Source organism: Micromonospora sp. NPDC049175 (assembly GCF_043197345.1).
Classification (GTDB): Bacteria; Actinomycetota; Actinomycetes; order Mycobacteriales; family Micromonosporaceae; genus Micromonospora.
The window spans coordinates 134,081-160,357 of record NZ_JBICSY010000005.1; the positions used below are offsets into that span (position 1 = coordinate 134,081).

25 protein-coding genes are annotated in these 26,277 nt (G+C 72.3%); 14 read left to right on the forward strand and 11 right to left on the reverse strand.

What is annotated here, in order from left to right; all coding sequences use genetic code 11:
* Window positions 1-19 precede the first annotated feature (19 nt).
* Window positions 20-217 (reverse strand): hypothetical protein, encoded by a 198-nt coding sequence (locus ACGFH8_RS20860; protein WP_393370471.1) that lies wholly within the window; start codon window positions 215-217, stop codon window positions 20-22.
* Between ACGFH8_RS20860 and ftsH the strand changes: the two genes are divergently transcribed.
* The gene (ftsH, locus tag ACGFH8_RS20865; protein ID WP_393370439.1) at window positions 128-2,095 is read left to right on the forward strand and encodes an ATP-dependent zinc metalloprotease FtsH; all 1,968 of its coding nucleotides are present in this window, start codon (window positions 128-130) and stop codon (window positions 2,093-2,095) included. The genes ACGFH8_RS20860 and ftsH overlap by 90 nt on opposite strands.
* Window positions 2,096-2,130: 35 nt before the next feature.
* Window positions 2,131-2,796, forward strand: a complete 666-nt coding sequence (gene folE / locus ACGFH8_RS20870; RefSeq protein WP_030328001.1) for a GTP cyclohydrolase I FolE — start codon at window positions 2,131-2,133, stop codon at window positions 2,794-2,796.
* Window positions 2,797-2,895: 99 nt separating this feature from the next.
* On the opposite strand, the gene ACGFH8_RS20875 is transcribed toward folE, so the two are convergent.
* The gene (locus ACGFH8_RS20875) at window positions 2,896-3,615 is read right to left on the reverse strand and encodes a hypothetical protein (protein ID WP_393369398.1); all 720 of its coding nucleotides are present in this window, start codon (window positions 3,613-3,615) and stop codon (window positions 2,896-2,898) included.
* A 28-nt stretch (window positions 3,616-3,643) separates the two neighbouring features.
* A complete protein-coding gene (locus ACGFH8_RS20880) occupies window positions 3,644-6,205 on the reverse strand; it encodes an FtsK/SpoIIIE domain-containing protein (RefSeq protein WP_393369400.1) in 2,562 nt (853 codons plus the stop codon).
* A gap of 194 nt (window positions 6,206-6,399) precedes the next feature.
* Here ACGFH8_RS20880 and ACGFH8_RS20885 point away from each other — a divergent pair, with 194 nt between their 5' ends.
* Window positions 6,400-6,957 carry a hypothetical protein gene (locus tag ACGFH8_RS20885; RefSeq protein WP_393370443.1) on the forward strand — a complete coding sequence of 186 codons (558 nt, stop codon included), beginning with the start codon at window positions 6,400-6,402 and terminating at the stop codon, window positions 6,955-6,957.
* Window positions 6,958-6,959: 2 nt separating this feature from the next.
* On the opposite strand, the gene ACGFH8_RS20890 is transcribed toward ACGFH8_RS20885, so the two are convergent.
* From ACGFH8_RS20890 to ACGFH8_RS20920, 7 genes are all read right to left on the reverse strand, one after another.
* Window positions 6,960-7,559: a hypothetical protein gene (locus ACGFH8_RS20890; protein WP_393369403.1), complete on the reverse strand. Its 600-nt coding sequence runs from the start codon at window positions 7,557-7,559 to the stop codon at window positions 6,960-6,962.
* Between the two features lie 13 nt (window positions 7,560-7,572).
* Window positions 7,573-8,748, reverse strand: coding sequence for a M23 family metallopeptidase (locus ACGFH8_RS20895; RefSeq protein ID WP_393369406.1), 1,176 nt, complete (start codon window positions 8,746-8,748; stop codon window positions 7,573-7,575).
* Complete coding sequence (locus tag ACGFH8_RS20900) at window positions 8,745-9,302, reverse strand: hypothetical protein (RefSeq protein WP_393369409.1); 558 nt, start codon at window positions 9,300-9,302, stop codon at window positions 8,745-8,747. The genes ACGFH8_RS20895 and ACGFH8_RS20900 overlap by 4 nt, the downstream gene beginning before the upstream one ends.
* Entirely contained in the window at window positions 9,299-11,245 is a 1,947-nt protein-coding gene (locus ACGFH8_RS20905; RefSeq protein ID WP_393369412.1) for an MFS transporter, read from the reverse strand. Before ACGFH8_RS20905 ends, ACGFH8_RS20900 begins: the two co-directional genes overlap by 4 nt.
* Window position 11,246: 1 nt before the next feature.
* Complete coding sequence (locus tag ACGFH8_RS20910; RefSeq protein WP_393369415.1) at window positions 11,247-14,678, reverse strand: ATP-binding protein; 3,432 nt, start codon at window positions 14,676-14,678, stop codon at window positions 11,247-11,249.
* Between the two features lie 115 nt (window positions 14,679-14,793).
* Window positions 14,794-15,156: a hypothetical protein gene (locus ACGFH8_RS20915; protein ID WP_357252872.1), complete on the reverse strand. Its 363-nt coding sequence runs from the start codon at window positions 15,154-15,156 to the stop codon at window positions 14,794-14,796.
* Window positions 15,157-15,169: 13 nt separating this feature from the next.
* Window positions 15,170-15,484 (reverse strand): hypothetical protein, encoded by a 315-nt coding sequence (locus ACGFH8_RS20920; RefSeq protein ID WP_393369418.1) that lies wholly within the window; start codon window positions 15,482-15,484, stop codon window positions 15,170-15,172.
* A gap of 355 nt (window positions 15,485-15,839) precedes the next feature.
* On the opposite strand from ACGFH8_RS20920, the gene folP reads away from it, so the two are divergent.
* The 7 genes from folP to ACGFH8_RS20955 all read left to right on the forward strand — a co-directional run bounded on the left by folP (window position 15,840) and on the right by ACGFH8_RS20955 (window position 20,453).
* Window positions 15,840-16,736: a dihydropteroate synthase gene (gene folP / locus ACGFH8_RS20925; protein WP_393369421.1), complete on the forward strand. Its 897-nt coding sequence runs from the start codon at window positions 15,840-15,842 to the stop codon at window positions 16,734-16,736.
* Window positions 16,733-17,101, forward strand: a complete 369-nt coding sequence (gene folB / locus ACGFH8_RS20930; protein ID WP_393369424.1) for a dihydroneopterin aldolase — start codon at window positions 16,733-16,735, stop codon at window positions 17,099-17,101. Before folP ends, folB begins: the two co-directional genes overlap by 4 nt.
* On the forward strand, window positions 17,098-17,625 hold the full coding sequence (folK, locus tag ACGFH8_RS20935; protein ID WP_393369427.1) for a 2-amino-4-hydroxy-6-hydroxymethyldihydropteridine diphosphokinase: 528 nt from the start codon (window positions 17,098-17,100) through the stop codon (window positions 17,623-17,625). The genes folB and folK overlap by 4 nt, the downstream gene beginning before the upstream one ends.
* Window positions 17,626-17,644: 19 nt before the next feature.
* Window positions 17,645-18,184 carry a DUF3180 domain-containing protein gene (locus ACGFH8_RS20940; RefSeq protein WP_393369430.1) on the forward strand — a complete coding sequence of 180 codons (540 nt, stop codon included), beginning with the start codon at window positions 17,645-17,647 and terminating at the stop codon, window positions 18,182-18,184.
* A gap of 118 nt (window positions 18,185-18,302) precedes the next feature.
* On the forward strand, window positions 18,303-19,535 hold the full coding sequence (locus ACGFH8_RS20945) for an ABC transporter permease (protein WP_393369432.1): 1,233 nt from the start codon (window positions 18,303-18,305) through the stop codon (window positions 19,533-19,535).
* Between the two features lie 52 nt (window positions 19,536-19,587).
* Window positions 19,588-19,896 (forward strand): hypothetical protein, encoded by a 309-nt coding sequence (locus ACGFH8_RS20950; protein WP_355032626.1) that lies wholly within the window; start codon window positions 19,588-19,590, stop codon window positions 19,894-19,896.
* Window positions 19,897-19,949: 53 nt separating this feature from the next.
* A complete protein-coding gene (locus ACGFH8_RS20955) occupies window positions 19,950-20,453 on the forward strand; it encodes a hypothetical protein (RefSeq protein ID WP_393369436.1) in 504 nt (167 codons plus the stop codon).
* A 170-nt stretch (window positions 20,454-20,623) separates the two neighbouring features.
* On the opposite strand, the gene ACGFH8_RS20960 is transcribed toward ACGFH8_RS20955, so the two are convergent.
* On the reverse strand, window positions 20,624-21,628 hold the full coding sequence (locus ACGFH8_RS20960) for an ABC transporter ATP-binding protein (protein WP_393369439.1): 1,005 nt from the start codon (window positions 21,626-21,628) through the stop codon (window positions 20,624-20,626).
* A gap of 2 nt (window positions 21,629-21,630) precedes the next feature.
* On the opposite strand from ACGFH8_RS20960, the gene ACGFH8_RS20965 reads away from it, so the two are divergent.
* From ACGFH8_RS20965 to ACGFH8_RS20980, 4 genes are all read left to right on the forward strand, one after another.
* Window positions 21,631-22,317 (forward strand): ABC transporter permease, encoded by a 687-nt coding sequence (locus ACGFH8_RS20965; protein WP_393369442.1) that lies wholly within the window; start codon window positions 21,631-21,633, stop codon window positions 22,315-22,317.
* Window positions 22,314-23,054: an ABC transporter permease gene (locus ACGFH8_RS20970; RefSeq protein WP_393369445.1), complete on the forward strand. Its 741-nt coding sequence runs from the start codon at window positions 22,314-22,316 to the stop codon at window positions 23,052-23,054. Before ACGFH8_RS20965 ends, ACGFH8_RS20970 begins: the two co-directional genes overlap by 4 nt.
* Window positions 23,055-23,255: 201 nt before the next feature.
* Window positions 23,256-24,260, forward strand: coding sequence for a glycine betaine ABC transporter substrate-binding protein (locus ACGFH8_RS20975; protein ID WP_393369448.1), 1,005 nt, complete (start codon window positions 23,256-23,258; stop codon window positions 24,258-24,260).
* A 110-nt stretch (window positions 24,261-24,370) separates the two neighbouring features.
* The gene (locus ACGFH8_RS20980) at window positions 24,371-26,269 is read left to right on the forward strand and encodes a hypothetical protein (RefSeq protein ID WP_393369450.1); all 1,899 of its coding nucleotides are present in this window, start codon (window positions 24,371-24,373) and stop codon (window positions 26,267-26,269) included.
* The last annotated feature ends 8 nt before the right edge of the window (window positions 26,270-26,277 follow it).

A 26,277-nucleotide genomic window follows, 5' to 3' on the forward strand; every position in this document is an offset into this window, starting at 1 on the left:
CTCACCGCGGCGACACCAATCAGATGGTCAGGACGTCGATCAGGAGGATGCGGGCGCTCCGGCGCTCGACAACAGTATGGAACGTACGCGTTTCTTCCGCCGACCGGTGGTCTGGATCATCCTGGTCATCCTCGGCGCAGTTGTGCTCAGTCAACTGTTCACCGCTGGTCCCAGCTACCACCGCGTGGACACTTCCGTTGCGCTCGATCAGCTCCACACCGCCAAGATCAATAAGGTGGTCTTCCAGGACAAGGAGCAGACGCTCCAACTGGACCTGGCCCAGAAGACCAAGTTCGGCAAGACCGAGACCAACAAGATCGAGGCGCAGTTCCCGTACCAGGTCGGTGACGAGGTCTGGAACGAGGTGCTGGACGCCAAGGCGAACAACCGGGTCACCGGCCCGGCCGACGCCAAGGTCTCGTCGGACAGCATCTGGGTGAGCCTGCTGGTCAACCTGCTGCCGATCGCGCTGCTCGTCCTCCTGCTGCTGTTCTTCATGTCGCAGATGCAGGGTGGCGGCTCCCGGGTGCTCAACTTCGGCAAGTCCAAGGCGAAGATGATCACCAAGGACACTCCGAAGACGACCTTCGCGGACGTCGCGGGTGCCGAGGAGGCCGTCGAAGAGCTGTACGAGATCAAGGACTTCCTGCAGAACCCGGCGAAATACCAGGCCCTGGGCGCCAAGATCCCGAAGGGCGTGCTGCTCTTCGGCCCGCCCGGCACGGGTAAGACGCTGCTGGCCCGCGCGGTGGCCGGCGAGGCCGGGGTGCCCTTCTACTCGATCTCCGGCTCGGACTTCGTGGAGATGTTCGTCGGTGTCGGCGCCAGCCGCGTCCGTGACCTGTTCGAGCAGGCCAAGACGAACGCCCCGGCGATCGTCTTCGTCGACGAGATCGACGCCGTCGGCCGGCACCGTGGCGCCGGCATGGGTGGCGGTCACGACGAGCGCGAGCAGACGCTCAACCAGCTCCTCGTCGAGATGGACGGCTTCGACACCAAGGGCGGCGTGATCCTGATCGCCGCCACCAACCGGCCGGACATCCTCGACCCGGCGCTGCTGCGCCCGGGCCGGTTCGACCGGCAGATCCCGGTGGACGCCCCGGACATGGAGGGCCGCAAGGCCATCCTGCGGGTGCACGCCAAGGGCAAGCCGTTCACCCCCGACGTCGACCTCGACGCGGTGGCGCGACGCACCCCGGGCTTCAGTGGTGCGGACCTGGCCAACGTCATCAACGAGTCGGCCCTGCTCACCGCCCGCAAGGAGCAGCGGGCGATCAGCAACGACTCGCTCGAAGAGTCGATCGACCGGGTGGTCGCGGGACCGCAGCGACGGACCCGCGTCATGAGCGACAACGAAAAGAAGATCACCGCGTACCACGAGGGTGGGCACGCGCTCGTCGCCTGGGCGCTGCCGCACGCCGCGCCTGTGCACAAGGTGACGATCCTGTCCCGTGGTCGCTCGCTGGGCCACACCCTGGTGCTCCCCACCGAGGACAAGTACACCCAGACCCGCGCCGAAATGATCGACACCCTGGCGTACGCGCTGGGCGGCCGGGCCGCCGAGGAGCTTGTCTTCCACGAGCCCACCACGGGTGCCGGCAACGACATCGAGAAGGCCACCCAACTGGCCCGCGCGATGATCACCCAGTACGGCATGAGCTCCAAGCTCGGCGCGATCAAGTACGGCACCAGCGGAGACGAGCCGTTCCTCGGCCGCAACATGGGCCACGAGCGGGACTACTCGGACTCGGTGGCCGCCGAGATCGACGGCGAGATGCGGGCACTCGTCGAGCTGGCGCACGACGAGGCCTGGGAGATCCTGGTGGAATACCGGGACGTCCTGGACAACATCGTGCTCGAGCTGATGGAGAAGGAAACCCTCTCCACCGCCGACATGGCGCGGATCTGCTCGCGGGTGGTCAAGCGCCCGCCGCTGGCGCCGTACAACGGCTTCGGCAAGCGCCAGCCCTCCACCGAGCCGCCCGTGCTCACCCCCTCGGAGAAGGACAAGCTCAAGGCACAGGCCCAGGCCGACGGCGCGCAGGCGTCGGTTGGCGGTGGGGCACCGTCCAACAACTCGGACGGCACGCACTGAGCAACGACCCGACGGCCAGCTCCCCCCACCGGGAGCTGGCCGTCTCCGCGACCGAACCCGACGGCGACGACGAGCTCGACTACGTGGCCGCGCGGCTGATCAGCGGCAAGCTGACCGGCCGCCCGGTCGAGGACGCCGTCGACCTGGGCCGGATCGAGAAGGCCGTCCGCGAGATCCTGATCGCGGTCGGCGAGGACCCGGACCGCGACGGACTCCAGCAGACCCCGGCCCGGGTCGCCCGCGCGTACGCCGAACTCTTCGCCGGCCTGCGGGTCGACCCGGCCCAGGTGCTCAGCACCACCTTCGAGGCCAACCACGAAGAGCTGGTGATCGTCCGGGACATCGACGTGATGAGCCTCTGCGAGCACCACCTGCTGCCGTTCCGCGGCAGCGCGCACATCGGCTACATCCCCGGCCCCGACGGGCGGATCACCGGCCTGTCCAAGCTGGCCCGACTTGTCGAGGTCTTCGCCCGCCGGCCCCAGGTGCAGGAGCGGCTCACCTCGCAGGTCGCCGACCTGCTGATGAGCAAACTCGCACCCCGCGGCGTCGTCGTCGTGCTCGAGTGCGAGCACATGTGCATGGCGATGCGCGGCATCCAGAAATCCGGTGCCAAGACCATCACGTCGGCCGTGCGCGGCATCCTGCAGACGGACTCCAAGTCCCGTGCCGAGGCAATGGCCCTGATCATCCCCCGCTGACAACCCGACGTGCTCCGGCCGGCCGACCCCTGCGGGGGCCGGCCGGCCGTTGCCTTCCCGCCGTCCGCTCTCCTGCCCGGCGCCGACCAGCCGGGCAGGTCAGCCGGCGAGCAGGACCAGCAGCAGGCCCGCCGTCACCAGCACCGCCGGCACCAGGCACACAAGCGCGCCGAAGCGCACCGTGCGGTCCAGCCGCTCGGCGGGGCTCACCCGGAACAACCGTCCGATGCCCACCCAACCGGCGACGAACGCGACCGCCGGCATCGGCAACCCACAGATCAACGCGGCCACACTCGCCGCTCCCACTCCCGTCGCCGCATACACCGCCACCTGGATCAGCGGCACCACAAGCGCCAACGGCCCGTACACCAGAAGGTTGCGCAGCCGTGCCGGCCACGACCGGGGCCGCAAGCGGCGCCGCGCCGCCAGGGCCGCGTCCGCCGCCTCGGCCCGACCCCGCGCGGCCCGCAGCGCCGCCAGCACGGCCGCCGGACCGCCCGCCATCGACCGGGACGCCTCGGTCAGCTCCGGCGGTGACGGCACCAAAGACATCGCTGGTACGCCCAACTCGCGCAGCCGTTCCTGCTGGCTCGCCAGCCCGGTACGGACCACCGTCAGCTCCTCCCGGGCGGTCTCCGCCGACCGGGCCTGCTCCCCGGCGGCAGCGGCCGCACTGCGGCGTACCCCGTCCAGCTGGCGGGCTGCGGCCAGGTATTCCGCCCAAGCGGTGGTGGGCTCGGCCGCAGCCTGGGTGACGGCCCCGCTCGCCGCGGCGACCCGCTGCCGCCCCGGCCCGGTCACCGTCGCCTCCGGACTCATCTCGACACCCCCTGCCCGCGCCACCGGATCACCCGGCCTCGTCGGCGAACGGCACCAGGACCGTGCCCCGCTCGTCCGGACCGTCCCAGAGCACCGCCCGGTCCGGGCGGGCCCGCCACTCCACCGCCCGGCCGAAGACGGGGGTGAGCTGCGCGACCGGCACGTCCAGCACGACCACGGCGGCCAACTTGTCGACCTCGCCCGCCGGCTCGAACAGCGCGGCGAACGGGGGCACCGCACGCCACCAACCCAACAGGTGTCGCCCCGTCGGCGGCCCGTTACGCAGCAGCGCACGCAACCGCTCCACCGGCAACTCCCGGGGGCCCGGCCGGTCCAGCCCGAAGGCCACCAGATACGTCGGCAGCTCGTCGGCTGGGGCCGCGAGCAGCGTCGGCAGATCCACCAGCTCGGCCGGATGCCGGGCGGCCAACTCCGCGGTCAACGCCTCCGCCAGCGCCCGCGCGCCCGGGTCCGGCACCGCCACCAGGAAACGTGCGGTGCCCGGCGCGTGATGGTCCGCGGTGCTCCGGGCCGCCGTCGCCAGCAACCCGCCCGCCGCGGCACCCGAGCCGAGCACCGCGAGGTTGCGGCCCGCGGCCGGACCCAACGGTACGGCGACAGTCGAACGGGCCACGTCCACCGCGCGGCCCAGGAGGGCCGCCGGCCCGTGCGACTGCCCCGCCAACGCCGCCCGGTACCGCGGATCGTTGCCGAGCAGCGGGCGGGCATATCCGGCGAAGACGACCGGCGGCACCGACCCGGCCGGCCGTGCCGCCCACAGCTCTTGCCGCAGCCCCTCCACCACCGCCGGGTGGTCCTGCGGATCAGGGTGCCGGATCAGCCGTTCATGACCTCGGATCGCACCCCGGGGGCCTCCGAGCCCGCCTGCGGTGTTCACCACCGCGCTGCCCACCGGCAGCCCGGCGGCCGAGTCGTTCGTCGGCTCCAGCACCGGACTGCCGCCCGGCAGCGCCACCCGCACCGGAAACTGCCCGAGCACCGAATCCCGGTGACCCCCATCGGTACGGGCGCTCAACCCCAACTCGCCCGCACCGGCCAACACCAGGTGCACGCCGTACGCCCGACCAGCCCGAGCCAACCCGTCCAACTGGGCGGACACCTCGGCGGCCAGCCGGTCCCGCTCGGCGAAGAGCAACGGCACGTTGTCCAACACGCAGACGATCCGGGGCAGCGACCGGTGCTGACGCAGCTCGGCGAAGCGTTGACAACCGGCCCGCGCCCCAGCCTCCGTCCTCCGCTGCACCTCGGCCGTCAACTCGTCGAGCAGGTCCCGGACGTACTCCCGATCCGCGGCCATCGCGGCCGCGCGCACCTGCGGAATCCACGACCGGTCCCGCTCGGTCTGCAGAAACTCCACGAACGACTCACCGTCGCCGAGATCCACCAGGTAGAGCGTCAACTCGTCCGGTCCGTAGCGAGCGGCCAACCCCAGCAACGCGGTCGTCAGGAACGCCGCGCGACCAGCCGCGGACCGTCCACTGACCAGCCAGTGCGGGGTCAGCTCGGTGAAACCCAACGGCACCGACCGGCCCCCGGCATCACCGACAGTTGTGGTCAGCCCGTCCGCGGAATCCGACTCCCACAGATGCTCACCCGTCGGCGGCAGCAGAGCCGCCAACCCCAACCGCGAGCCGGCCTCCACCTGCTCGGCCAGCCGTCGACACACCGCGTCGACCAACTCGACCGGCGGGTCCGCCTCGACGAAGACCGGTGAGTTCAGTCCGCCCGGCGGATCCGCGCCCGGACCCGCGAAGGACGCGCTCGGCGGGTCACCGAGCAACGCGTACGCGTTGCGCAGCGCCAGCGATGTGGTGTGCGGCAGCGCGGCCCGGGTCGCGTACGGGCCGGCCGGAGGCCAGCCGGCCACCACCAGATGCAGACCCGCGGCGGGCCCCTGCTCGGCGAGCGCCTCGATGCGCGCCAGATCGGCCGGGCCCGTCGACTCCGGCAGAGCGGCGAACACGAGCAACAGCGTGCGGTCGTGCCGACGTCGTCCGCTGGCCCCCGGAGTCACCCACTGCTCCGCCTCCGTCAGCACCGCGCGCAGCCCCGCCACGTCCACCGCCGGCGGCGGCAGCAGGCCAGCATCAGCGAGCGCTCCGAACGGGGTCAGCACCGCACCCGTGGCATCCACCGCGCGAATCAACAGCGCACCCGCGGGCGTCGCCGCCAACAACCGCAGGAGTACGGCCCGGAGCAACCCGGCCACCCGTGGTTCCCGAGCGTCAGCGTCCACGCTCAGATGGCCGGTGCCCACGAGTGGCACCAACGCGGGAAAGCGGGCATCGTCCAACGGCGCCGCCGTGCCGACCCGGACGAACGGCGGCGGGCCGTCACCCGCCGGAGAGTCCACGGTGAGCGAGTCCAACGCGGCGCCCGCCCACCCCGGGGCCAACCGCGCGGCGGCCGTCCGAAGACGATCGGCCAGCTCGTACTGCCGGCGCTGGTCGGCAGGAGCTGGTCGCGTCTCGTCCAGAATGCCAGCGGCAGCGGTCGCGACGGCCGCCGCCCGGCGATGTAGGGCAGCGGCGCGGTTCGTGCGTGCCTTCGGACCGGCCACCGCATCCACCCCCTCTGCCCGAGGTTGGCAACCCCTCCCGAGCAGAGACGGTATCCCAGCCGAGGCCGCTCCTCCGGGAGGTGCCACGGCGCTGCGCCGGTGATGTCGTGGATCTCACCGATGGGTAGGGGTCCGTCACGATCCGCTGGATCTGGGGCATTGGCTCCGGGCCGTCCAGCCGATAGCGTCAGGAGGTGGAATCAGTGCAGCCCCCCGCCGGTTCCCAGGTCTCCCACGTACCGGCCCAACGGGCACCATCCGAGCAGTTGCCACCCGCCCCGGCGCCGCCGGCACCGCAGCCGCCGCGCCGCCGAACGCGGACGGTGCTCACGGTGGTCGCCGGTGTGCTTGCGCTGCTCTGCATCGGCGGGCTAACCATGGGCCTTGTGCTGTACCACCGCGCGTCCGCCCCGGACCGCAGCGCGCCTGACGTGGTGGTGGACAACTACCTGCGGGCGTTTCTCGTCGACCGCAACGATGCGAGAGCAGACCTTTTTACCTGTGGGGGCGATTCGCAACTGGAGTCGCTTCGCTCGCTACGAGCCGACCTACTGACTCGTGAGCAGGAACTTAACGTCACAATCTTGGTCAGCTGGGGCAGCCTCGAGGTCAAAGGCGAAGGCAATACCGCCTCTGTCGTAACGGTGATCCGGCGTAGCGCCACGGTCGATGGTATTCAGCAGAGCCTGACGGACAGGTGGCAGTTCGAGGTGAGGAAAGAGGATGACTGGCGGGTGTGTGGAGGGGTTGAAATAGGTTAATATCACTCAATCCACAGCAGATGGACCGGAACCTCCAGGGTGGTGGGCGACTGGCCACGCCAGGCCCAGCGGTACCACTCCACCTCCGGCGTGATCCGGACGCAGATGTCCCCCTCGGCACCCGAGTAGGTCTCGGTGACCGCCCGCAGATCCCGGCGCTCCTGACCGCCCTCGACGTGCACCACGCGGCGGCCGGTGACGGCGTCGGCCTCGAAGACGGGCGTGGGGGACCGGTGCGCCGGGCCGTCCAGCGAGACCAACCGGATGCCGCTCTCGCGAGGGCTGTCCGACTCCGGCCGGCTGCCAACGGTCTCCACCCAGACCCGTTCCACCGGCACCAGTGGCGCGAACACCTCGACCTGGTCGGCCTCGGCCCGGTACCACTCGTGCTCGGGAATCACCGGCACATAGGTCCGGGCGCTCTGCACCACCCGGTCGTCCGCGCGTAGGTCTCCTCGCCAACCCAACCCCGGCAGCCCGACCAGCACCCGTCGCCCGCGTAGCTCCACCCGCTCGGTGGCGGGAACCATTGCCAGCGGGCGGGGTGGCCGGGGCGCCCAGTCGGGCTGGTCGGCGAAGGGGTCCGGCATCGGTCCGGTCATGCCCGTGATGGCCTCACTCGGCGGCGCGCAGCGGGGCACCCCGCTCGCGCATGAACGGGATCGGATCGATGGCACCGCGGCTGGACCGGTCGCTCCGCAGGTGCACCTCGAAATGCAGGTGCGGGCCTGACGAGTTTCCGCTGCTGCCGACCTGCCCGATGACCTCGCCGGCCGGCACGATCTGGTCCGGTGCGACCCGAGGACGGACCACCATGTGGCAGTACCGGGTGATGTTGCCGCCGGCGTGTAGCAGGTCGACGAACCAGCCGCAGCCGCCCTTGCCGGGGTGCCCGTCCACGTCGCAGGTCCGCCGTCCCTGGTTGTCCGGGTCGCAACGAGCCACCAGCACCCGCCCGGCGGCCGCGGCTCGGATCTCGGTGCCCTTGGCCGCCCCGATGTCGACACCGTTGTGGCTGGGGCGCTCGGCGGTCCGGAATCCGGAACCGACGTCGCCGGGAATCGGGGCGGTCCAGCCGGAGGCGGCAATCTCGCCGTGCTCTGCCGCGTTGCACACCGCCTTGCCGTTGATCTCGACGGTGCGCGCCGCGCCGCCAGCAAGGGCGTCAACGATTTTGCTGGCCACCTCCTCGTGCTTGGCGTACGCGTCTGGATAGGCGCTGACCTGCACCTGCTGTGCCACCACGGTCAGCGGCCGGCGTTGCCAGCTCCGCACCTTGACGAGCTTCTCGTAGAACTTGCGAGCGGTGTACGCGGGTGTCATCCGCTCGGCGACCGACCCCCAGCCGGGCCGCTGCTGGAAAAGACCCAGCGAGTCGTGGTCGGCACCGACTCCCTCGTGTGGCAAGGCCAGAGACTCGGGAACGCCGCTGTTCGCCAGGTTGCGCAGGGCGGACTCCTGCATGGCGGTGGCCAGGGCGACCACCCAGCCCCGCGAGGGCACCCCCAGATCCTGGCCGACCTTGATGATGATCGCGGCGTTGCGGACCTGTGCGTCGCCGTACTCGGTGAACCTCGGCAACTCGCCGGCGATTTCCACCGGACGAATCGGGCCGCAGCCCCAACCAGCCAGTGTGTCCCCGTTCTCCGCGTCGCCACCGAGCCCGCTGAGGAAGAACGCGGCGGTGCCACCGGTGCAACAGAGCAGGAGCAGCACGCCGGTGAGGATCGTGGCGACCAACCCGATCCGCAGGGACCGGCGCGGAGTGGAGGCGCCACCGCCGACGGTCATTGCCGTTCCCAATCCACCACGTCGACCAGCCAGCCGTCGTCGACGACGACCAACTCCAGCCGGAGCCGACCGCTGTCGAGGGGCAGCAGCACCTCGACGAACGTCTGGGTGCGTGCCCGTACCTCCGGTGGCCCGGTCACCTTCTCGGCCGGAACCCCGCCGGGGTCGACGCCGGACAGCTTCTCGGTCAGCGCCGATGTCGACAGCGGGCGCAGGCCCGCCTGCCATTGTTCGGCGGCCATCCCGGGCTGGCCGAGCCAGGCCTTGGCGAACCGGTCGGCGGTCTGCTCGGGCGTGCGAGCCCCGGCCGGAGTGACCGGCGACGGCGGAGCTTCGGTGGCCTTCACGCCATCATCGCCGGCCGTCGGGTCCACGGTGGTGATCGGCCGCTCCGGTCGGTTGCTCAGCCCGTCCGCCGGACCGGGCGGACCGGAGACCAGGCGGGCGGCCCCGATCACGCCGAAGATGAGCACCGCGATCACCAACGCCACCCCCAGTCGGGACCGCAGCGCTCGGGTGAAGAGGAACTCCAGGGCCCGTCGCATCGCCGTCACCGGGCCTCTGAGCGCACCCGTGGTCCGGTACGGTCCGGCGCGCGCTCAGCGGAGCCCGGTCGGTAAACCACGAACGACGGGTTCTCGGCTGGCACGTCGGGTTCGGTCCAGGTCGCCGGCTGCCGCCGCCGAGGCTGGGGCGGAACCTTACGGCCCCGGCCACCGGTCTCCTCCGTTGCCTCATCGGCGCGTTCCTGACCGTCCGGGCGCGCGTTGCCGGTCCGCTGGGCCGCCACCGGAGCGGCCGGCGTCGGCACCGGGTCCTCCCTGCGCGCCTCCGGGCGCAGCCGGGTCTGCTCGGCGTCCGGCGACCGACGACGTCCGCCCACCGGCTCCGCAGTGCCGCCGGGCTCCACCACGTCGAGCCGCGCCGCGACCCGCATGTCCCGGAAGAACCGACGGTGCCAGGAGCCGGCCGAACTGACCGCTTCGCTGTTGTCCTTACCGCCGAGCTGGGTTATCCGCCGGTACGGACGCAGCAACAGCCAACCGACCACCCCGCAGAGCCAGACCAGCACCACCTGAAGCCAACCGGGCAGGGTGGGCGTGCTCATGATCAGATCCACGGCAAACAAGTAGATCGCGGCGCCGGTGCCGAAGATGGCGATGTTGAAGATTGCGGCGACTACGGCGTTCGCCAAGCGCCGTAGTCCAGCGCTGGCCGGCCGGAGCAGACCGACCGTGCCCAGGATGGGTGCCGCGATCACCGCCCACCGGAAGATCAGGAAGCCCAGCAGGACCAGCAGCGACGCGGTCAGGTCGAACATGGCGAAGAGCACCGAGGCCAGCACGGCGATAAACCCGGCGCCGACCCGGTCCATGTCCCGCACACCCTGGAGGTACTCGTAGGCCTCCGGATCCTCGGTCTTTATTTGTTCGGCCACCCGCGCCCACTGCTGCTGCTTCGCCTTGATAGTCGGTTCGCGGGTGGCCGGGTTGGCGCGCAGCTTCTCGACCTCGTCCCAGGACAACGCCTTGGCGTCGTAGAGTGCGGGGCCATATTTGCGAGCGGTCTCACTGTCGGCTGAGCCGAGTACCCCTCGCACCCAGTTCCGATAAAGCATCGTCTCGGTCGCGGTGTCGCTGGCTCGGACAGCAGGGGTTCTGAGATCCTTGCATCGGTCGGGATCGATGCATCTTCCGGGAGCAGGTTCCTTCGCCTGCGGGCCGACTGCGTCGTGCACCACCCCGAGACTGGTGACAAGTGCACCATCGGCGACATTGGCCGACTTGACCGGCCAGGCGGCCAGCGCCGTAACCGCGACCATGACCAGCAGGGCCCACCCTGCGGTGGTCATCGCATTGCTCATGTCCGACTGACGGGATCGCCATAGGAGGTACAGCCCCACTACGCACAGGGTGACGATCCCGAAGACACTGAATACCTTCTCGTACACGGCCTTCGTCGCTTGCTCCACCAGCGGGTCAGCCCAACCCCACATCGAACCGGGATCCCAGGCGCGCTCTCTGAGCGCGTTTGACGCACCGATGATGGCCGTGGCGGCCATGAACTCGCCGTTCGCGATCGTGGTGGTGAACTTGTAGTCCGGATGTAGCACGCTCGACGCGCAACCACCGTCTATGTCGTAGGTGTTGTAGCTGTAGCCCGCATATCCGTAGAGGCTGTAGCGACCAGCTACTCCGTTCGCAGCCTCTGTTGGTGGTGCGGCGGCGAACCAGCCGGCGAGGCCGGAGTCTGGCGTGCCCGGGGTCGGTGCGTTACGGCACTTGACCTCGTCCTCGCTGACCGCCTGCAGTTTCCCCACGCAGGCACGGAAGTCGGCCTGCCACTCCTTGGTCGTGCAGAGGTCGGCGCGGGCCTGGGCGACGGGCGGTGCGGCGGCTGCGGCCTCCGCGCCGATCAGCGGCCAGGAGAGGGTGGCCCCGGCCAGTACGCCGAGGGCGAGCAGGAACGACGCGATCCGTGCCCAAGCCCTCGCCATGTCACGCCTCCAGATCCGGCAGGGAGATGCTCGGTAGCACCCCGGCCGCCGCGGCGATCGCGGCGGGCGTGGTGTCGAGGTGGTCCAACAGCCCTTCGACGTACGAGACGTCGACGCGGACCTTCTGCACGCGGCCGTCGACGTCGCGCATGACGAACTCGCGGAAGCCGAGGCGGGTGGCCGAGCTGGTGTCGGCGGCGGAGAGCGAGGCGAGGGTGGCTTCGTACCCGTCGTTTACCGGCACCCGTAGCAGCCGTAGCGCTTCGGAGGCGATCTCGGCGTCTTCGGCGATCCGGCCGACGAAGACCGTGGAGACCAGGTTTTGCACGTCGAGGCCGAGGATGTCGCGCGGGTTCTGCGAGGCGACCAGGGCCGCGAGGTTCCATTTGCGGGAGTCCCGGGCGAGCCGGACGAGGAACGAACGCCCGGACCGCCAGCCCTCCATGAAGTGCGCCTCGTCGAGGCCGACGAGCTTGCGGGACGACATCGACCCGCCGTAGCAGCGGCGGACGGCGAGCCGGTGCGCGGTGTGCAGCATCGGCAGGGCCAGCGCCTCCTCGGCGGACCAGTACTCGCGTTCGATCTTGAGGTCGGGCAACCGCAGCCCAGCCATGGTGATCACGGTGAGTGCGGCGTCGGCACCGAGCAGCCCCTCGGGTGGCCTTCCGAAGAACAGCATGGCCAGTGGCATCTCGGCGGTGTCCAGCAGGAGGTTGGCCAGTTCCTTGCCGGCGTCGTCGTCGAGACGACCGAGGCAGCTCACCACGTCGTCCAGGGTGGACGTCTCCTCGGCGGGGACCTGTCGGACCGCGTGCCGGAACAGGGTGGCGGTCGACGCCTCGCGGGCCACCTGCGGCGGAACGAGCATCATGCAGATGTCCTGGACCAGCATCCGCCGCTCGGCCCGGGCGTTGGAGACCGCGATCTCGAACTCCCGGTCGCCGGCCGCGCCGGCAGCGAACTCGGTACGCAGTGGTGTGGGAATGAGTGAGTAGGGCGCCAGGGTGCCGTGCTCCGAACCGGTCAGGTTCAACACCCGGGAGTACGGTCGCAGCTCGGGCATCGCGCAGAGTCGGGCCAGCGGACCGGACGGGTCGAGCAGGGTCACCTGCACACCTCTGCGGGCTGCCAGGTAGCCCAGCGCGCCGAGCAGGGTCGACTTGCCGCCGCCTGGTTCCGCGACGAAGACCGCCAGCCCGGAGCGTTCGCGGACCTCCATGGGGAAGTGCAGGTCGAGGAAGACCGGCCGGCGGCAGGTGCCGGCGGTCCGGCCGATCAGGTCGCCCCGCCGGTCGCCCACGTTCGAGGCGGCCTGGGGGAGCGCCGCGGCGAGCAACGGCACCGGCATGCGGCGGACGTAGCCGGTGTTGGCGATCGGTTCGCCGGGGATGAACTCGCGGGCCAGCCAGTCCTGGTTCTTGGGGTGTTGCAGGGAGATGCGCAACTCCCGGGAGTAGAGCTGGATGAGCCGGCGGGCACGTTCCAGGCATTCCTCCCTGGTCCGGCCGCCGACGGCGATTCGGTGCCAGCCGTGCGCACGGGCCGAGTCGACCGGCAGGCCGGTGGTCATCTCGTCGCCGATCACCAGCGCGCGCTTGGCCAGTCGCTCCAGCTCCGGGGGTGCGTCGATGCCGTGCTCGGCGTAGTCGAGTTGCTGCGAGCGGATCATCCGCAGCCGGTGTTCGAGATTGCGGAAGGAGTCACCGGAGCCGAGGATGTCGACGCGGGTGGAGATCTCCATCGGCCACGGCAGCCGCTCGTGGAAGTGCAGCCAGGGCTCGTGCCGCTCGGGGATCTCCAGCGGCTCCATCCGGCCGACGGCGAGCACGGCCACGTGCCGTTCCTCGCCGGTCATCCGGTTGACGAGTTTCACCGTCGAGCCGTACGGGGTGCGGTAACGCTCCACCTGTTCGGTCAGGGCAAGCAGGTCACCGCGTTCCCAGTGCCCGTCGGTGACGGGGGAGAGGGTGCCGGGCGGGGACATGCACAGTGCCACCGAGCGGTAGAGCAACCACTCCAACTCCTGGGCGGTGACCCGCCGGCCGCGCATGCCGAACGCGCCGAGCACCTCGTCGAACTGTTCCACGGTGCGGCCCAGCTTGCGGCGTTCGCCGTCGGCGGTGCCCCGGCCGAAGGTGCGCAGCAGCCGCTCGGTGAGCGAGTCGCCCAGGGAGCGGCGGGCGAAGGTGACGCCCAGGTAGGTCTGGCCCTCGGCGTGGTTGACAGCCATCAGGTGCCGCTGGGCGGCGACCAGGTGGTCGGCCCAACCGGTGGTGCCGGCGACGTCGGCGAGCGGCGCGGGGGTGTGTGCGTCGATGGTGCGCGCCCACTCGTCGGCGGGGAACGGCCGGGTGGTGCGACGCAGGTGCAGCCGGAAGCCCGCCAGCCCGGCGTACTGCTCGGAGATGGCTGACAGCAGCGCTTCGCGTTCGGCGTCCGGCCGGAATGCCCAGCGGACCTCGGGCAGCCAGTACCAGGCGGTCACGGTGTTGGGGGTGAAGGTCAGGTGACCGGCGATCTCGGTGATGGCCAGCTCGACCGACGGGTCCCGATCGCCAAATTTGATCTTCGGAGCGCGGACCCGGGTCGGTTTGGTCGGTCGGCTCGTGGCCCGCTGCCGGGACGGGGCGATCTCCCGGCCGGTCGGCTGGGTGTCGGGGCCCTCGGGCCGGTCCGAGTCCGCGGCGCGCCGTGACGTGCGCTCCAGCGCCGGCCGTTCGGTGGGCCCGGTGTTGGGCGGCTGCTCAGCCGGGGCGGTCGGCCGGGCCGGTTGAGCTGCCGGTCGGCCCGTCTGCGTCGTTGACCGACCCTCCGGAGCGGGCGCCGGACGGCGGCTCGGTGTGGTGCTCGCCGGCCCGCTGACGCGACCGGGGCTTGCCTGTGGTGTGGTGGGGGTCCGGTCGGGCTCAGCCGATGGACGGAGCATCGGCAGCCGGTCGCCGGCCTGGTGCGGCACCCGGGACTCGCTGGCCGGGTGGCCACCGCCGTGGCGTGGCTCGACGGGCCGGCGGCCGCCGCGGGGCTGGTCGTCGGGCGTCCATGGTGGTTCCAGCTCGGGAACCGGACGGGCCGGCGCCGCGCCGACCTGCGGCGGTGCCTGCGGTGGGCTCGCCGGCTGCTCCTGGGTGCTCGGGCCGGCCGTGACAGCTCGCGCGGCACCGGGCCGTGCCCCACCGAAGAGGTCGAGGAAGGGAGAGTCGATGTCGGCGTTCTCGCCGGCCGACACCGCGCTGGGCTCGGCGGGTGGCGTCCGGCGGGGGATCGGCCGGGGCGCCTGGAACACGCCCACCGCCCCGTGACCGGGCGACGTCACGAGCGCGGGATCGAGCGCCACCTCGTCCTCGTCTTCGGCGTAGTCGAACGATTGCGCACGGTGACCGGCTGGCACGGCCGGGTGGCCGGCCGGAGAGCCCGGCGTGGACGAGCGACTCATGCGACCGCCTTAGGGACTGATTCAGAAGAACTGGCCGCCCTTGTGAAACAGCCCCTGGTGAAGGGCGGCAGGCTCGCACCCGCGTCGTGCGACGAACCGATCGACGTACGCCCGGTCATGCCAGCTCCTCCCGGATCCTGATCCGGCTGCCGACCAGGCGCGGGTCGCGCTGCTCGATCGCCGGCTCCCGGGTGCGCCGCCAGTCGGTCAGCGCGGTGCGGATGACCACCCGCGCCGGCCGATCGGGGTCGACGTGCCGGAAGATGAACGACGTGGTCACGATGGCGAGCGCGATCTCCCAGGCCGGGAAGAGCTCGACCGTAAACGTGAACAGCCAGTGGATGAACATGTAGAGGGGGACCAGCAGCATGAAGAGCCCGTACTGGGCGTAGGGCAGGTGGACCGGAAGGGTGTAACCGGGCGGCCCGAGGTAGACCAGGCGGGCCCGGTAGATGTCGTCGTCGGTGCGCAGCCGCATCTGGTGAACGCGCCTATTCGAAGATCAGGTCGATCAGGTAATCACCGACGAAGAAGAGTGTTGCCGCGCCGGCGATGAAGGCGAGCCCGACGATGGCGATCGCGGAGCTGGTCAGCACCTTGGAGATCTCGCCCCGGCTGGCTCGGCCGATGAAGATGACGCCCAGGACGGCGAGCAGGATCGGCGCGATCTTGCCGGCGAAGAATTTGACCACACCGTCGGTGTCGATCCCCTTCGGAGCCGGCTCCGCGAGCGGAGTCGACGCCAGGGTGGAGAGCGCGTGGGCGACGCCTGACGACGCCGTCTCCATGAGCTCGAAGGCGATCACTGGAACCTCCCCATAGCGCGGCCGGCGGTGCCGCGGCGGTGCGATAGGCAAGCCGGACGGGAAATCTGCGCCACAGGGCATGGCGTTCTTGACCCTGCGTTCGTTACTCACCACGGAGGGTGGCGAGGTTTGGGCGGATTTTCCCCGCTTCGGCCCTCCCTCCAAGCTTCGCCATCTCGATGCTGGCCAATTCCAAAGCGTACGGGCCGCCCCGGATTGCGACAAGCCGCGAAGGGACGGCCCGATCCTGCCTGAATGACCGATCGTACACCTGTTCTAATGAGCACGTCAGGGGTGGTCGGGTGAGTCGACCCGGGCCGGTTGGCGCCGCCGCCGCGACCGGTACCGTCTAGTCGTGACCGATCTGGTGCGGGCCTCGGGCCCGGTGGTGATGGGCGTCCTCAACGTCACACCGGACTCCTTCTCCGACGGCGGACGGTACGCCGACCTCGACTCGGCCGTCGGACACGGCGTCCGTCTGCGCGACGCCGGCGCACACCTGATCGACATCGGCGGTGAGTCCACACGTCCCGGCGCCGAACGGATCGACGCCGCGACCGAGGTCGCCCGGGTGTTGCCGGTCATCCGCGAGCTGACGGCCGCCGGCGTGGCGGTCAGCATCGACACCAGTCGCGCCCGGGTGGCGGAGGCCGCGCTGTCGGCCGGGGCGGCCGTGGTCAACGACGTCTCCGGCGGGCTGGCTGACCCCGACATGGCCCGCGTGGTCCGCGACGCGCGCTGCCCCTGGGTGTTGATGCACTGGCGGGGCCACTCCCGCGCGATGCGCGAGCTGGCCAGCTACGGCGACGTGGTGGCCGACGTCCGGGCCGAGCTGGCCCAACGGATCGACGCGGCGCTGGCCGCCGGAGTCGCCGCCGACCGGCTCATCGTCGACCCGGGGCTCGGTTTCGCCAAGACGGCCGCGCACAACTGGGAACTCAGCGCCCGCCTGCCGGAGCTGCTGGATCTCGGCTGTCCGCTGCTCTTCGGAGCCAGCCGCAAGTCGTACCTCGGTGGGTTGCTGGCCGCCCCGGACGGCACCCCACGACCGACCGCCCAGCGGGAGGCGGCCACGGTGGCCACCAGCCTGCTGGCGGTCGCCGCGGGAGCCTGGGGCGTACGCGTGCACGACGTACGGGCCACAGTCGACGCGCTGGCCGTCTGGGCCGCGACCGGCAGTCCGCGCCTGGCCCGGCCGTCGCGGGCCACGGAGCGCACGCACCACGATCACGAGCAGGGGGTACGGCGATGACGACGGACCGGATCCAGCTGACCGGCCTACGGGCGCACGGCCGGCACGGGGTGTACGACTTCGAACGCGAGCAGGGGCAGGACTTCGTGGTCGACGCCGTCCTGGAGCTGGACCTCGGCCCGGCGGCCGCCAGCGACGACGTCGCCGACACCGTCCACTACGGCGAGCTGGCCGAACGCCTGGTCGCGGTGGTGACCGGCGAGCCGGTGAACCTGATCGAGACGCTCGCCGATCGGCTCCTGATGGTCTGCCTGGCCGACGAGCGGGTGCGCACCGCCACCGTCACCGTGCACAAACCGGAGGCCCCGGTGCCGCACACCTTCACCGACGTGGCCGTCACCATGACCCGGACGCGGACCCGTTGACCAGGGCCGTGCTGTCGCTCGGCAGCAACCTGGGCGACCGGCTGGGCCACCTACGCACGGCCGTCGCCACGTTCGGCGACGCCGTACTCGTGCTCTCCGGGGTGTACGAGACTCCACCGTGGGGTGACGCCGACCAGCCCGCGTACCTGAACGCGGTGTTTCTCGCCCAGGACGCGACCGCGACCCCCCGCGACTGGCTGGAGCGGGCCCGCGACGCGGAGCGGGCAGCCGGCCGGGTCCGTGACCCGCGGCGCCGGTTCGGGCCGCGCACCCTCGACGTGGACGTGATCGCGGTCTGGGGTGACGACGACGAGCCGGTGATCAGCGAGGACGAGGAGCTGACCCTGCCGCACCCCCGGGCGCACCTGCGGGCCTTCGTGCTGCGGCCGTGGATCGACATCCAGCCGTACGGTCGGCTGCCCGGCCACGGCTGGCTGACCGACCTGCTCACCACCGGCCCCGCGGCCGACGACGCGCTGGAACTGCGTCCCCGGCCGGAGTTGGCGTTAGAGTCGACGGCATGACCGAGCGGAGTCGGCCGGCATGACGCAGGCGAAGTCCCCACCACCGGGCGGGTCGGGCCCGGACCGGTCCCGGATGGGCCCCACCCGGATTTCGACACTCGTCGTGGCCGCCCTGGCCGCGGCGGCGGTGGCCTGGCTGCTGATCAGCGGCCTCTACTACAGCGGCGTCCCCCGGCTGCCCTGGCTGCCGGTGGTGACGCTGGCCGGGCTCGCCGTGCTCGAGGGGTACGCCGCGATCAACACCCGGGGCCGGATCGAACGCAAGCCCGGCCGGGACGCGGTCGATCCACTGCTGGTGGCCCGCCTCGTGGTGTTGGCCAAGGCGTCGGCGCTGGCCGGGGCCATCTTCGCCGGCTTCTACGCGGGGCTCACCGGCTGGCTCTTCCTGGAGACCACACGCGCGGCACTGGACGATCGACCGGCCGCGGGTGGGGGTCTGCTCGCCTCGCTGGCTCTGGTGGGCGCCGCGCTGTGGTTGGAGCGCTCCTGTCGGGTGCCGGAGCGCCCGGACGACGACCACGAGCAGGACCCACGGGAGAGCCGCCCCGGCCAGCGCTGAGCAGGGGGTTACGCCCGGCTCCGAGCGCGGGTACGGTGCCTGCGATCGGAGAGCAAGGGCCGCCCACGGTCCGTCCGCGCGCCGGACCGGGACGGCCGGCCACTGGGGAGGCGGCGTGATGGGGTACGAAGAAGCGGGCCGGGACCGCTCGGCCGAGCCCTCGTCCGGGGTGCCGGTCGCCGTTCTGGAGAACGTCTTCGACGACCCCACCCACGGTGAGCCCGGCCGGGACCGGATCGGTGTGCAGCTGGGCTGGGAGCTCGTGCTGCTGGCCGCGCTGGCCACGGTGGGCTGGCTGCTCTGGCAGGAGGACCAGAACGCCGTGCGCGCCGACAACCTGCGCGCGCTGCTCGTCGACGCGGTCGGGTTGGGGCTGCTCGCCCTGGCCGCCGGGTTGAGCCTGCGGACGTCGGCGCCGAACCTGGCCGTCGGGCCGGTCGCGGTCGCCACCGCCCTGCACTACGCCGAGCAGGGTGATCGGGGCCTGCCGGCGTCGGTCGGCCCGGCCGTGGCGGTCGCCGCGCTGGGCGGGCTCGCGCTGGCGCTGACCGTGGTGGTGCTGCACGTGCCGGGCTGGGCTGCCAGCCTGGCCGGCGCGGCCGGTGTGGTGGTGTTCATCGAACGCCGTTCGGCGCCCGTGCTGGTGCAGGGCGACTACGACCCGGGGCGCAGCGCCGGATACCTGTTCGCCGGCTTCGCGGCGGTGGCCGTCCTCGGCGGGTTGTTCGGCGCGACCCGGGCGATCCGCCGGCTGGTCGGCAGGTACCGGCCGATCGCCGACCCGGCTCGCCGGCGGGGCGCGGTGGCCGCCGTGGTCACCGGGGCCGCGCTTGTCTTCTCCACCGTGCTGGCCGCCCTCGCCGGTGTCCTCGTCGCCGCCAACCACCCCGGCTCGGCCACCGACCCCGGGTCGGTCGCGCCCACCTCCGGGCTGGACTGGACGGTCCTCGCGATCGGGGTGGCACTGCTCGCCGGCACCAGCGCGTACGGGCGTCGCGGCGGCGTGTTCGGCACGCTGCTGGCGGTCAGCCTGGTCACCGTCTTCCAGGCGTACGCGCCGGAGCGTGGTTGGACGCTGAGCACCTGGGCGGTGGGTGGCGCCGCGCTCGGCGTCGGGTTGCTCGTCACCCGGCTGGTCGAGACGTTCGGCCGACCCCGACCGGGCAGCACCGACCGACCCGAGCCGGTCACCGACGGCACGATCAGCACGGGTTGGACCATGCCGCAGTCGCAGTCGGTGGAGAACTGGCCGCCGACGTTGCCGACGCCGGCCGCCCCGCAGCCGGTGGACCCGTGGCGGGATCCGCGTTGGGAGGACAGCCCGCGTCGGTGGGACGCCGACGAGCGGTGATCAGGGCGGCGTCCGCCGAGCCGGAGCTGATCTCGACCGTTAGGCTCGGCGCATGACCGACACACCTGCCGCCACCCCCGGCGGAACCTCGTTCGCCGAGCTCGACGCGCTGTCCACCGAGGAGCTGCGGGAGCGGGCGTTCGCCCTGGCCCGGGAGCGTCGCGACGTCAAGTTCTACTGGTCGGTGCTGCGGCACCTGCCGAACGCGGACGAGGCCACGGTGCTGGACGGCGCACCGAACTCGATCGGCCCGACCATCGACGAGGCCAACGCGCTGTGGCGGGAGCTGACCGGTCACGGTTACGAGGAGTCCGCGCCGCTGCTGCGGGCCGCCTTCATCGACTACCTGCTGAAGCACTGAACCGCTCGGGGCAGCCCAGGTCCGCCCGGACGACGGGTTCGGGGCCTGGGCGGATGGCGTCGCTCTTCCACCGCTCCGGTCCGGTCAGCCGCTACGGCACGGCCGCCGGCACCGGCGCCCTCGCCGTGTTGTTGCTGGTCGGGATCTGCGGCAGCCCGGCGTACACCGGTTGGGCCGCCACCCAGACCGACCCGGAGTCGGCCGGCGCCTTCTATCTGCGCCTGCTGGCGTGGCCGGCCTGGCGGCTCGACGCGGACGGGCAGGCCGGCGGCCTGTTCGCCGCCGACCTGCGGGCCGTGCTGCTCGTGGTGTTCGCGGTCGCCCTGCTCTACCTGTTGCCCGCCGCGCAGGTGGCCCGGGTGCCCGGCTCGGTCAGCCAATTCCTGTCCGGCTGGGCCGCCTACGTGCTCGCCGGCGGGCTCGCCGCCGTGCTGGCGGCGCTGCTCGGCCCGGATCCGTCGCTGTTGAAAGCCCTGCAGGACGCCAGCACCGGCGCCGGCTACGGCTTCCTCACCGGGTGGATCATCGGCACCGCCAGCCTCGGCGGCCGTGCCTGAGCTGGCCCGGCGTGGTCGCGCTTGAGCTGGCCCGGTTTGGTCGCGCTTGAGCTGGCCCGGCGTGGTCGCGCGTGAGCTGGCCCGGCGTGGTCGCGCTTGAGCTGGCCCGGCGCGGTCGCGCCTGGGGGGGTCGGGACCGGGCCGCCGGCGGCAGCCCGGTCGCCGTCAGGTCAGTTCGCCGGTCGGCCCAGGTCGAGCAGGCGGTGTCGGCTGAGCGTGCCCACCGGTCGGCCGGCGTCGGTCACCACGAGCTGGTCCCGTCCCGAGGTGAGCAGCACCGCCAGCGCGTCGTAGGCGGTGCCGTCAAGTGCCACGGTGGGCAGGTCCGCGGCGACGTCGCCGGGTACGGGCTCCAGCGACTCCCGGTCGAGTGGGGTCACCGCCAGCCGGCGGATGCCCCGGTCGGCGCCGACGAACTCGCGGACGAACGGCGTGGCGGGTGCGCCGAGCAGTGCGGCAGGCGTGTCGTACTGCTCCAGGTGCCCACCCTCGGAGAGGACCGCGATCCGGTCGCCGAGCCGGACCGCCTCGTCGAGGTCGTGGGTGACCAGGACCGTCGTCTTGCGGACCTCGGCCTGGAGGCGGAGGAACTCCTCCTGTAGGCGGGTCCGGACGATCGGGTCGACGGCCGAGAACGGCTCGTCCATCAGCAGCACCACCGGGTCGGCGGCGAGCGCGCGGGCCACCCCGACCCGTTGTCGCTGGCCACCGGAGAGCTCGTGCGGGTAGCGCCCGCCGAACTGGGCCGGGTCCAGGCCGACCAGGTCGAGCAACTCGTCGACCCGGTCGCGGGTCTGGCGCTTGGGCCAGCGGAGCAGGCCCGGCACGGTGGCCACGTTGGCCCGGACCGTCTGGTGTGGAAAGAGGCCGACGTTCTGGATCACGTATCCGATGCGGCGGCGCAGCCGCACCGGGTCGACGTCGGTGACGTCCTCGTCGCCGAGCGTGATCCGGCCGGCGGTCGGCTCGATCAGGCGATTGATCATGCGCAGCACGGTCGACTTGCCGCAGCCGGACGGGCCGATCAGCACCACCAACTCGCCGGCCCGGACGTCCAGGCTGAGGTCCCGGACGGCCTCGGTGCCGTTCGGGTAGCGCTTCTGGATGCCCTGTAGGGAGATCGACGCCGCGCGAGGGGATCGGGCCGCGTCGGCAGCCTTCGGGGTAACGTCCACGTATGTCCTTCCGCCTGAGCTACCGGGCCGACCCGGGTAACCCCTGGTTCTCCTGGCAGTACGTGCGGGACAACTCTGACACGATCCTCGCCGCCGTGCGCGAACACGCCTCCCTCACCGGGCGGGCGGTGCTGCTCGCGGTGTTGATCGCGCTGCCGTTGTCCGTGCTGGCGTACTGGTTCCGGCCGCTCGCCGGTCCGATCCTGGCTGTCAGCGGGGTCGTCTACACCATCCCGTCGTTGGCGCTCTTCGCGTTCATCGCCCCCTACCTGGGCACCGGCACCACCACAGTGCTTGTCGGGCTGGTCCTCTACGCGCTGCTGCTGATCGTCCGCAACGTGGTGGCCGGCCTCAACCAGGTGCCCCCGGAGGTCGGCGAGGCCGCCGAGGGCATGGGTTACGGCCGGTGGGGGCGGCTGTTCCGGATCGATCTGCCGCTGGCGCTCCCCGGCATCGTGACCGGCGTACGGCTGGCGACCGTCTCGACCGTGGCGTTGGTCACAGTCGGCGTGCTCGTCGGGCATGGCGGCCTCGGGCAGTTGATCTTCGCAGGCTTCCAGAACAACCTCTACAAGGCCGAGATCATGACCGCCGCGCTGCTCTGCGTGGCGCTCGCGCTCGTGCTCGATCTCCTGCTCGTCCTGGTCGCCCGGCTGGTGACCCCCTGGTCCGCCCGGAGGGCACGGTGACCGTCGCGGAGAATCCGATCGGCCAGGGGATCACCTGGATCAACGACCCACTCAACTGGACCAACCCCGGCGGCATGCTGGACCGGCTCGGTGAGCACCTGACCATCTCGGCCCTGGCGGTGGCGCTGGGCTGCCTGGTGGCCTGGCCACTCGGGCTCTGGCTGGGGCACCTCGGCCGGGGCGGTGGCCTGGTGGTGCTGGTGTCCAACGCCACCCTGGCCATCCCCACCCTGGCCCTGCTGACGATCCTGCCGGTGGCCTTCGCCAGCGGCTTCGGGCGGACGCCGGTCGTGGTGGCGCTTGCCGTCTTCGCCGTGCCGCCGCTGCTGGCCAACGCGTACACCGGAGTGCGGCAGGTGGACCCGGAGGCCCGCGACGCGGCCCGGGGGATGGGCCTGTCCGGCGGGCAGTTGCTGCGCCGCGTCGAGTTGCCGCTCGCGGTGCCCTACCTGGCGGCCGGCTTCCGGACCGCCGCGGTGCAGGTGATCGCGACCGCCGCACTTGCCTCGTTCGTCAACGGCGGAGGCCTCGGCCAGATCATCCGGACCGGCTTCGGCATCGGTATCGCGGCCGGTGGCGGGCAGATCGTCGCCGGCGGCGTGCTGGTGGCTGGCCTGGCGCTGCTGGCCGAGGTGGTCCTCGGCGGGGTCGAACGCCTGGTCACCCCCCGCCCGCTGCGACGCGGGCGACAGCGGCTGGGTCGGCCCCGCGCCGCGGACGCCACCGGGCGCGCCTGACCCGTCCGGGTGAGCCCCGCGTCAAGCCGGCCACCGACGCCGGTCCGATCGGTGACGATGAGGTGACGAAGTCCATCCCAGGTTGTCGGTCGGTTGCGGAGCATGTTGGGTGGATATTCGCGGGCGACCGACAGTCAGGATCGCCCGTCGGACACGCGGCCGGCCCGGGACGGGCCGCGCCGGGACACGGAAGGCGGGCACATGCGCGCACGTACACGTCTGGCGATCGGCGCGATAAGCGCCGTCGCCGGGGCAGCACTTCTCACCGGTTGCGGTGACGCCGGCTCGTCCGGCACCGACGCGCCCCAGTCGAGCGCCTCCGGCGCCGGCTGCGCCCCGGTGGCCGGCAAGCAGCTCATCGCTCTGCAGGACGACAAGAAGCTCCAGAACTCCGACAACGTCATTCCCGCGGTCAACAGCAAGGCGGCCAACCCGCAGTTGCTCGCCGCGCTGGACAAGGTCTCCGCCGTGCTCGACACCCCGAAGCTGGTCCAGCTCAACAAGGCGGTCAACGAGGACCGCAAGACCGCCAAGGTGGCGGCCGAGGAGTTCGCCAGCGCCAACAACGTCACCGCGGGCATCGCCAAGGGACCGGGCGGCGACATCGTGGTGGGCGCCGCCAACTTCGCCGAGAGTCAGATCCTGGGCGAGCTGTACCGGATCGCGCTCACGGCCGCCGGCTACCAGGTCAAGGTGCAGCAGATCGGCAACCGCGAGCTGTACGAGCCGGCGCTGGTGAAGGGCGAGATCCAGGTCGTCCCGGAGTACGCGGCGACGATGGCCGAGTTCCTCAACACCAAGGACAAGGGCGGCACTCCTCCGCCGATCTCCTCGCCCGACATCAACACCACGGTGACCGCGCTCAAGGCCGAGGGCGACAAGGTGGGCATCACCTTCGGCACCCCGGCCGCCGCCCAGGACCAGAACGCCTTCGCCGTCACCAAGGAGTTCGCCGACAAGTACGGCGTGCGGACCCTGTCCGAGTTCGCCGCCAAGTGCTCCGGCAGCGCGACGAAGCTGGGTGGCCCGCCGGAGTGCGAGCAGCGGGCCTTCTGCAAGCCGGGCCTGGAGAAGACGTACGGGCTGAAGGTCGGCTCGTTCTCCTCCCTGGACCAGGGTGGACCGCTCACCAAGAGCGGTCTGCGGGACGGCTCGATCAGCGTGGGCCTGATCTTCTCCTCGGACGGCGCGTTCGCCACCAGCTGAGCCCTGCCCCCGGGCGTGCCGCGGACGCCCCCGCCCCGACCGGGCGGGGGCGTCCGCGCATCCCGGGACCCCGTTCCCTCCGGTGAAGCTCGTCGGTAGGCTGCACATCCATGCCAGCCCCGGCCACCTCAGACGCCCGGCGTCGACCATCGCTGCTGACCGTGCTCTTCTGGGCGGGGGTCGCTCTCGCCCCGGTGGCGGCGCTGATCCTGCTCGTCGCCGACGGTAACGGCCCGCTGCGCTTCGCCGCGGTGCTCGCCATCGTCGCGGTGGTGCTGATCGGCCTGTCCATCGCGCTGCGGCCCGACGACGAGGGCGCGCGAGCCGACGAGCTGCTGGATGAGATCGAGGAGCTTCGCCGGGAGCTGCGGACCGAGATCGCCACCGCCACGCAGCGCGGTAGTCAGGCGCTCGACCAGGCGCACCGGGCGCAGGAGGGGATCGCCGCCGTCCGTCGCCGGCTGGACGCCAGCGGTGCCGCTCTCGCCGGTGCCGCCCCCGTCGGCGCTGCCGCCGCTCCCGTCGCCGCCGCCGCTCCCGTCGCGGAGCCGCCGGGCCCCGGCCGGGCGCGGGTGCCGAGTGTCGCGCCGCAGGTGGACAACGCGCCGGTGGCCCGTAGCCGCGTCCAGGTGCCGGGTGACGCGCCGCCGGTCCGTGCGCGAGCGGCCGGCCCGGACGACGCGTCCCGGTGGGGCCCTCCCGCGCACCCGGACGACGACGAGCCGGCCTACCCACGGGAGGCCGCCGCGCCGCGGGCGGCCGCGAGGACGTACGGCGCGGCGCGCCCAGCCGACACCGCGCACGGCTCAGCGCGTCCCCGGGAGCACGACCGTCCCGAGCCGGCGCACCGGCCGGGCGGCGTGGTCCGGCACACCGAGACCGTGCACGTCACCACCCGGCACACGGTGGTGGACGGCGGGCCGGCCGAGCCGACCGGGCGTTACGAGGGCGAGTACCCGGGCCGGTGGACGCCACCGGCGCAGGAGTGGACCCGGGGCGGCGGCGCGGACGAGCGTGGCCGTTCGGCCGGCCGATCGAGGGGCGAGCCGGTGGAGCACCCCCGAGCCGGGTACGACGCCGACCGGCGTCCCGGTGACGACCGGCTCCGCCCCGGCGACGACCGGGCACGCTCCGGCGATGACCGCGCGTGGGAGGCGTCGGGTCGGCGTGCCGACCGGAACGGTCCGGACGGCAACGAGGCGGGCTGGACGGGTCGCCGCGACGAGCCGGAGTGGACCGATCCACGCGACGCGTACGCCGAGCCCGACGAGCCCGGCCCGGCGGCCAGGTCGCACCACGCGCCGGAGCGGCCGACCTCGGGCTCCTGGGACAGCCCGGACGATCGCGGTTGGCCGGAACAGCGTGATCGGGCGGGTGCGGCCGCTCCCCAGCCCGGTCCGGCCCTGCGGGCCGACGACACGGGCGAGTACTGGTCGCAGCTGCGGGCCGGTGACCGGTGGGCCGCAGTCCGCGACGACGAGAACGGCCGTGAGCTGCGCGTCGGCGAGCGCCGGGCCGAGGTGCGCGCCGACGCCACCGGCACCGAGTACCGGGTGGCCGACCGTTGGGCCGAGGTCCGCCATGAGGAACCCCGCCAGCACGAGCAACCGCGCCGCTACGAGGAGCCGCGCCAGCACGCCGAGCCGCGCCGCCCTGAGGAGCCGCGCCGGCGCGAGGAGCCGCGCCGCTACGAGGAGCCGCGCCGCCCGGAGGAGCCGCGCCGCTACGGGGAGCCGCGCCGCCCGGAGGAGCCGCGCCGCTACGGGGAGCCGCGTCGGCACGAGGAGGGCGAGTCGTACCACCGGGCCGAGCCGACGGACCGGCCGGCGCTGCCGGTGGGCGGCGTCCCGGTGCCGGACGAGTGGCGCCCACCGCGCCCGCGCGGTCAGCAGGCCGAACCCGCGCCCGAGCGGGCCGGTAGGCGCCGGGTCGACGAGCGCTACGGCTACCCGCCGCAGGACGACGCGCCGCGCGCCGGCGGCACCCCGCCCGGCGACCGCTGGCGCTGACCGGTCAG

Coding starts and splice junctions, on each gene's coding strand:
- ACGFH8_RS20875 (WP_393369398.1), bottom strand. CDS start 3,615: ATGAGTCCGGAGGCGACGGTGACCGGGCCGGGGCGGCAGCGGGTCGCC.
- ACGFH8_RS20890 (WP_393369403.1), bottom strand. CDS start 7,559: ATGACCGGACCGATGCCGGACCCCTTCGCCGACCAGCCCGACTGGGCG.
- ACGFH8_RS20895 (WP_393369406.1), bottom strand. CDS start 8,748: ATGACCGTCGGCGGTGGCGCCTCCACTCCGCGCCGGTCCCTGCGGATC.
- ACGFH8_RS20905 (WP_393369412.1), bottom strand. CDS start 11,245: ATGGCGAGGGCTTGGGCACGGATCGCGTCGTTCCTGCTCGCCCTCGGC.
- ACGFH8_RS20910 (WP_393369415.1), bottom strand. CDS start 14,678: ATGAGTCGCTCGTCCACGCCGGGCTCTCCGGCCGGCCACCCGGCCGTG.
- ACGFH8_RS20915 (WP_357252872.1), bottom strand. CDS start 15,156: ATGCGGCTGCGCACCGACGACGACATCTACCGGGCCCGCCTGGTCTAC.
- folB (WP_393369424.1), top strand. CDS start 16,733: ATGACGACGGACCGGATCCAGCTGACCGGCCTACGGGCGCACGGCCGG.
- ACGFH8_RS20940 (WP_393369430.1), top strand. CDS start 17,645: ATGACGCAGGCGAAGTCCCCACCACCGGGCGGGTCGGGCCCGGACCGG.
- ACGFH8_RS20945 (WP_393369432.1), top strand. CDS start 18,303: ATGGGGTACGAAGAAGCGGGCCGGGACCGCTCGGCCGAGCCCTCGTCC.
- ACGFH8_RS20950 (WP_355032626.1), top strand. CDS start 19,588: ATGACCGACACACCTGCCGCCACCCCCGGCGGAACCTCGTTCGCCGAG.
- ACGFH8_RS20955 (WP_393369436.1), top strand. CDS start 19,950: ATGGCGTCGCTCTTCCACCGCTCCGGTCCGGTCAGCCGCTACGGCACG.
- ACGFH8_RS20965 (WP_393369442.1), top strand. CDS start 21,631: ATGTCCTTCCGCCTGAGCTACCGGGCCGACCCGGGTAACCCCTGGTTC.
- ACGFH8_RS20975 (WP_393369448.1), top strand. CDS start 23,256: ATGCGCGCACGTACACGTCTGGCGATCGGCGCGATAAGCGCCGTCGCC.
- ACGFH8_RS20980 (WP_393369450.1), top strand. CDS start 24,371: ATGCCAGCCCCGGCCACCTCAGACGCCCGGCGTCGACCATCGCTGCTG.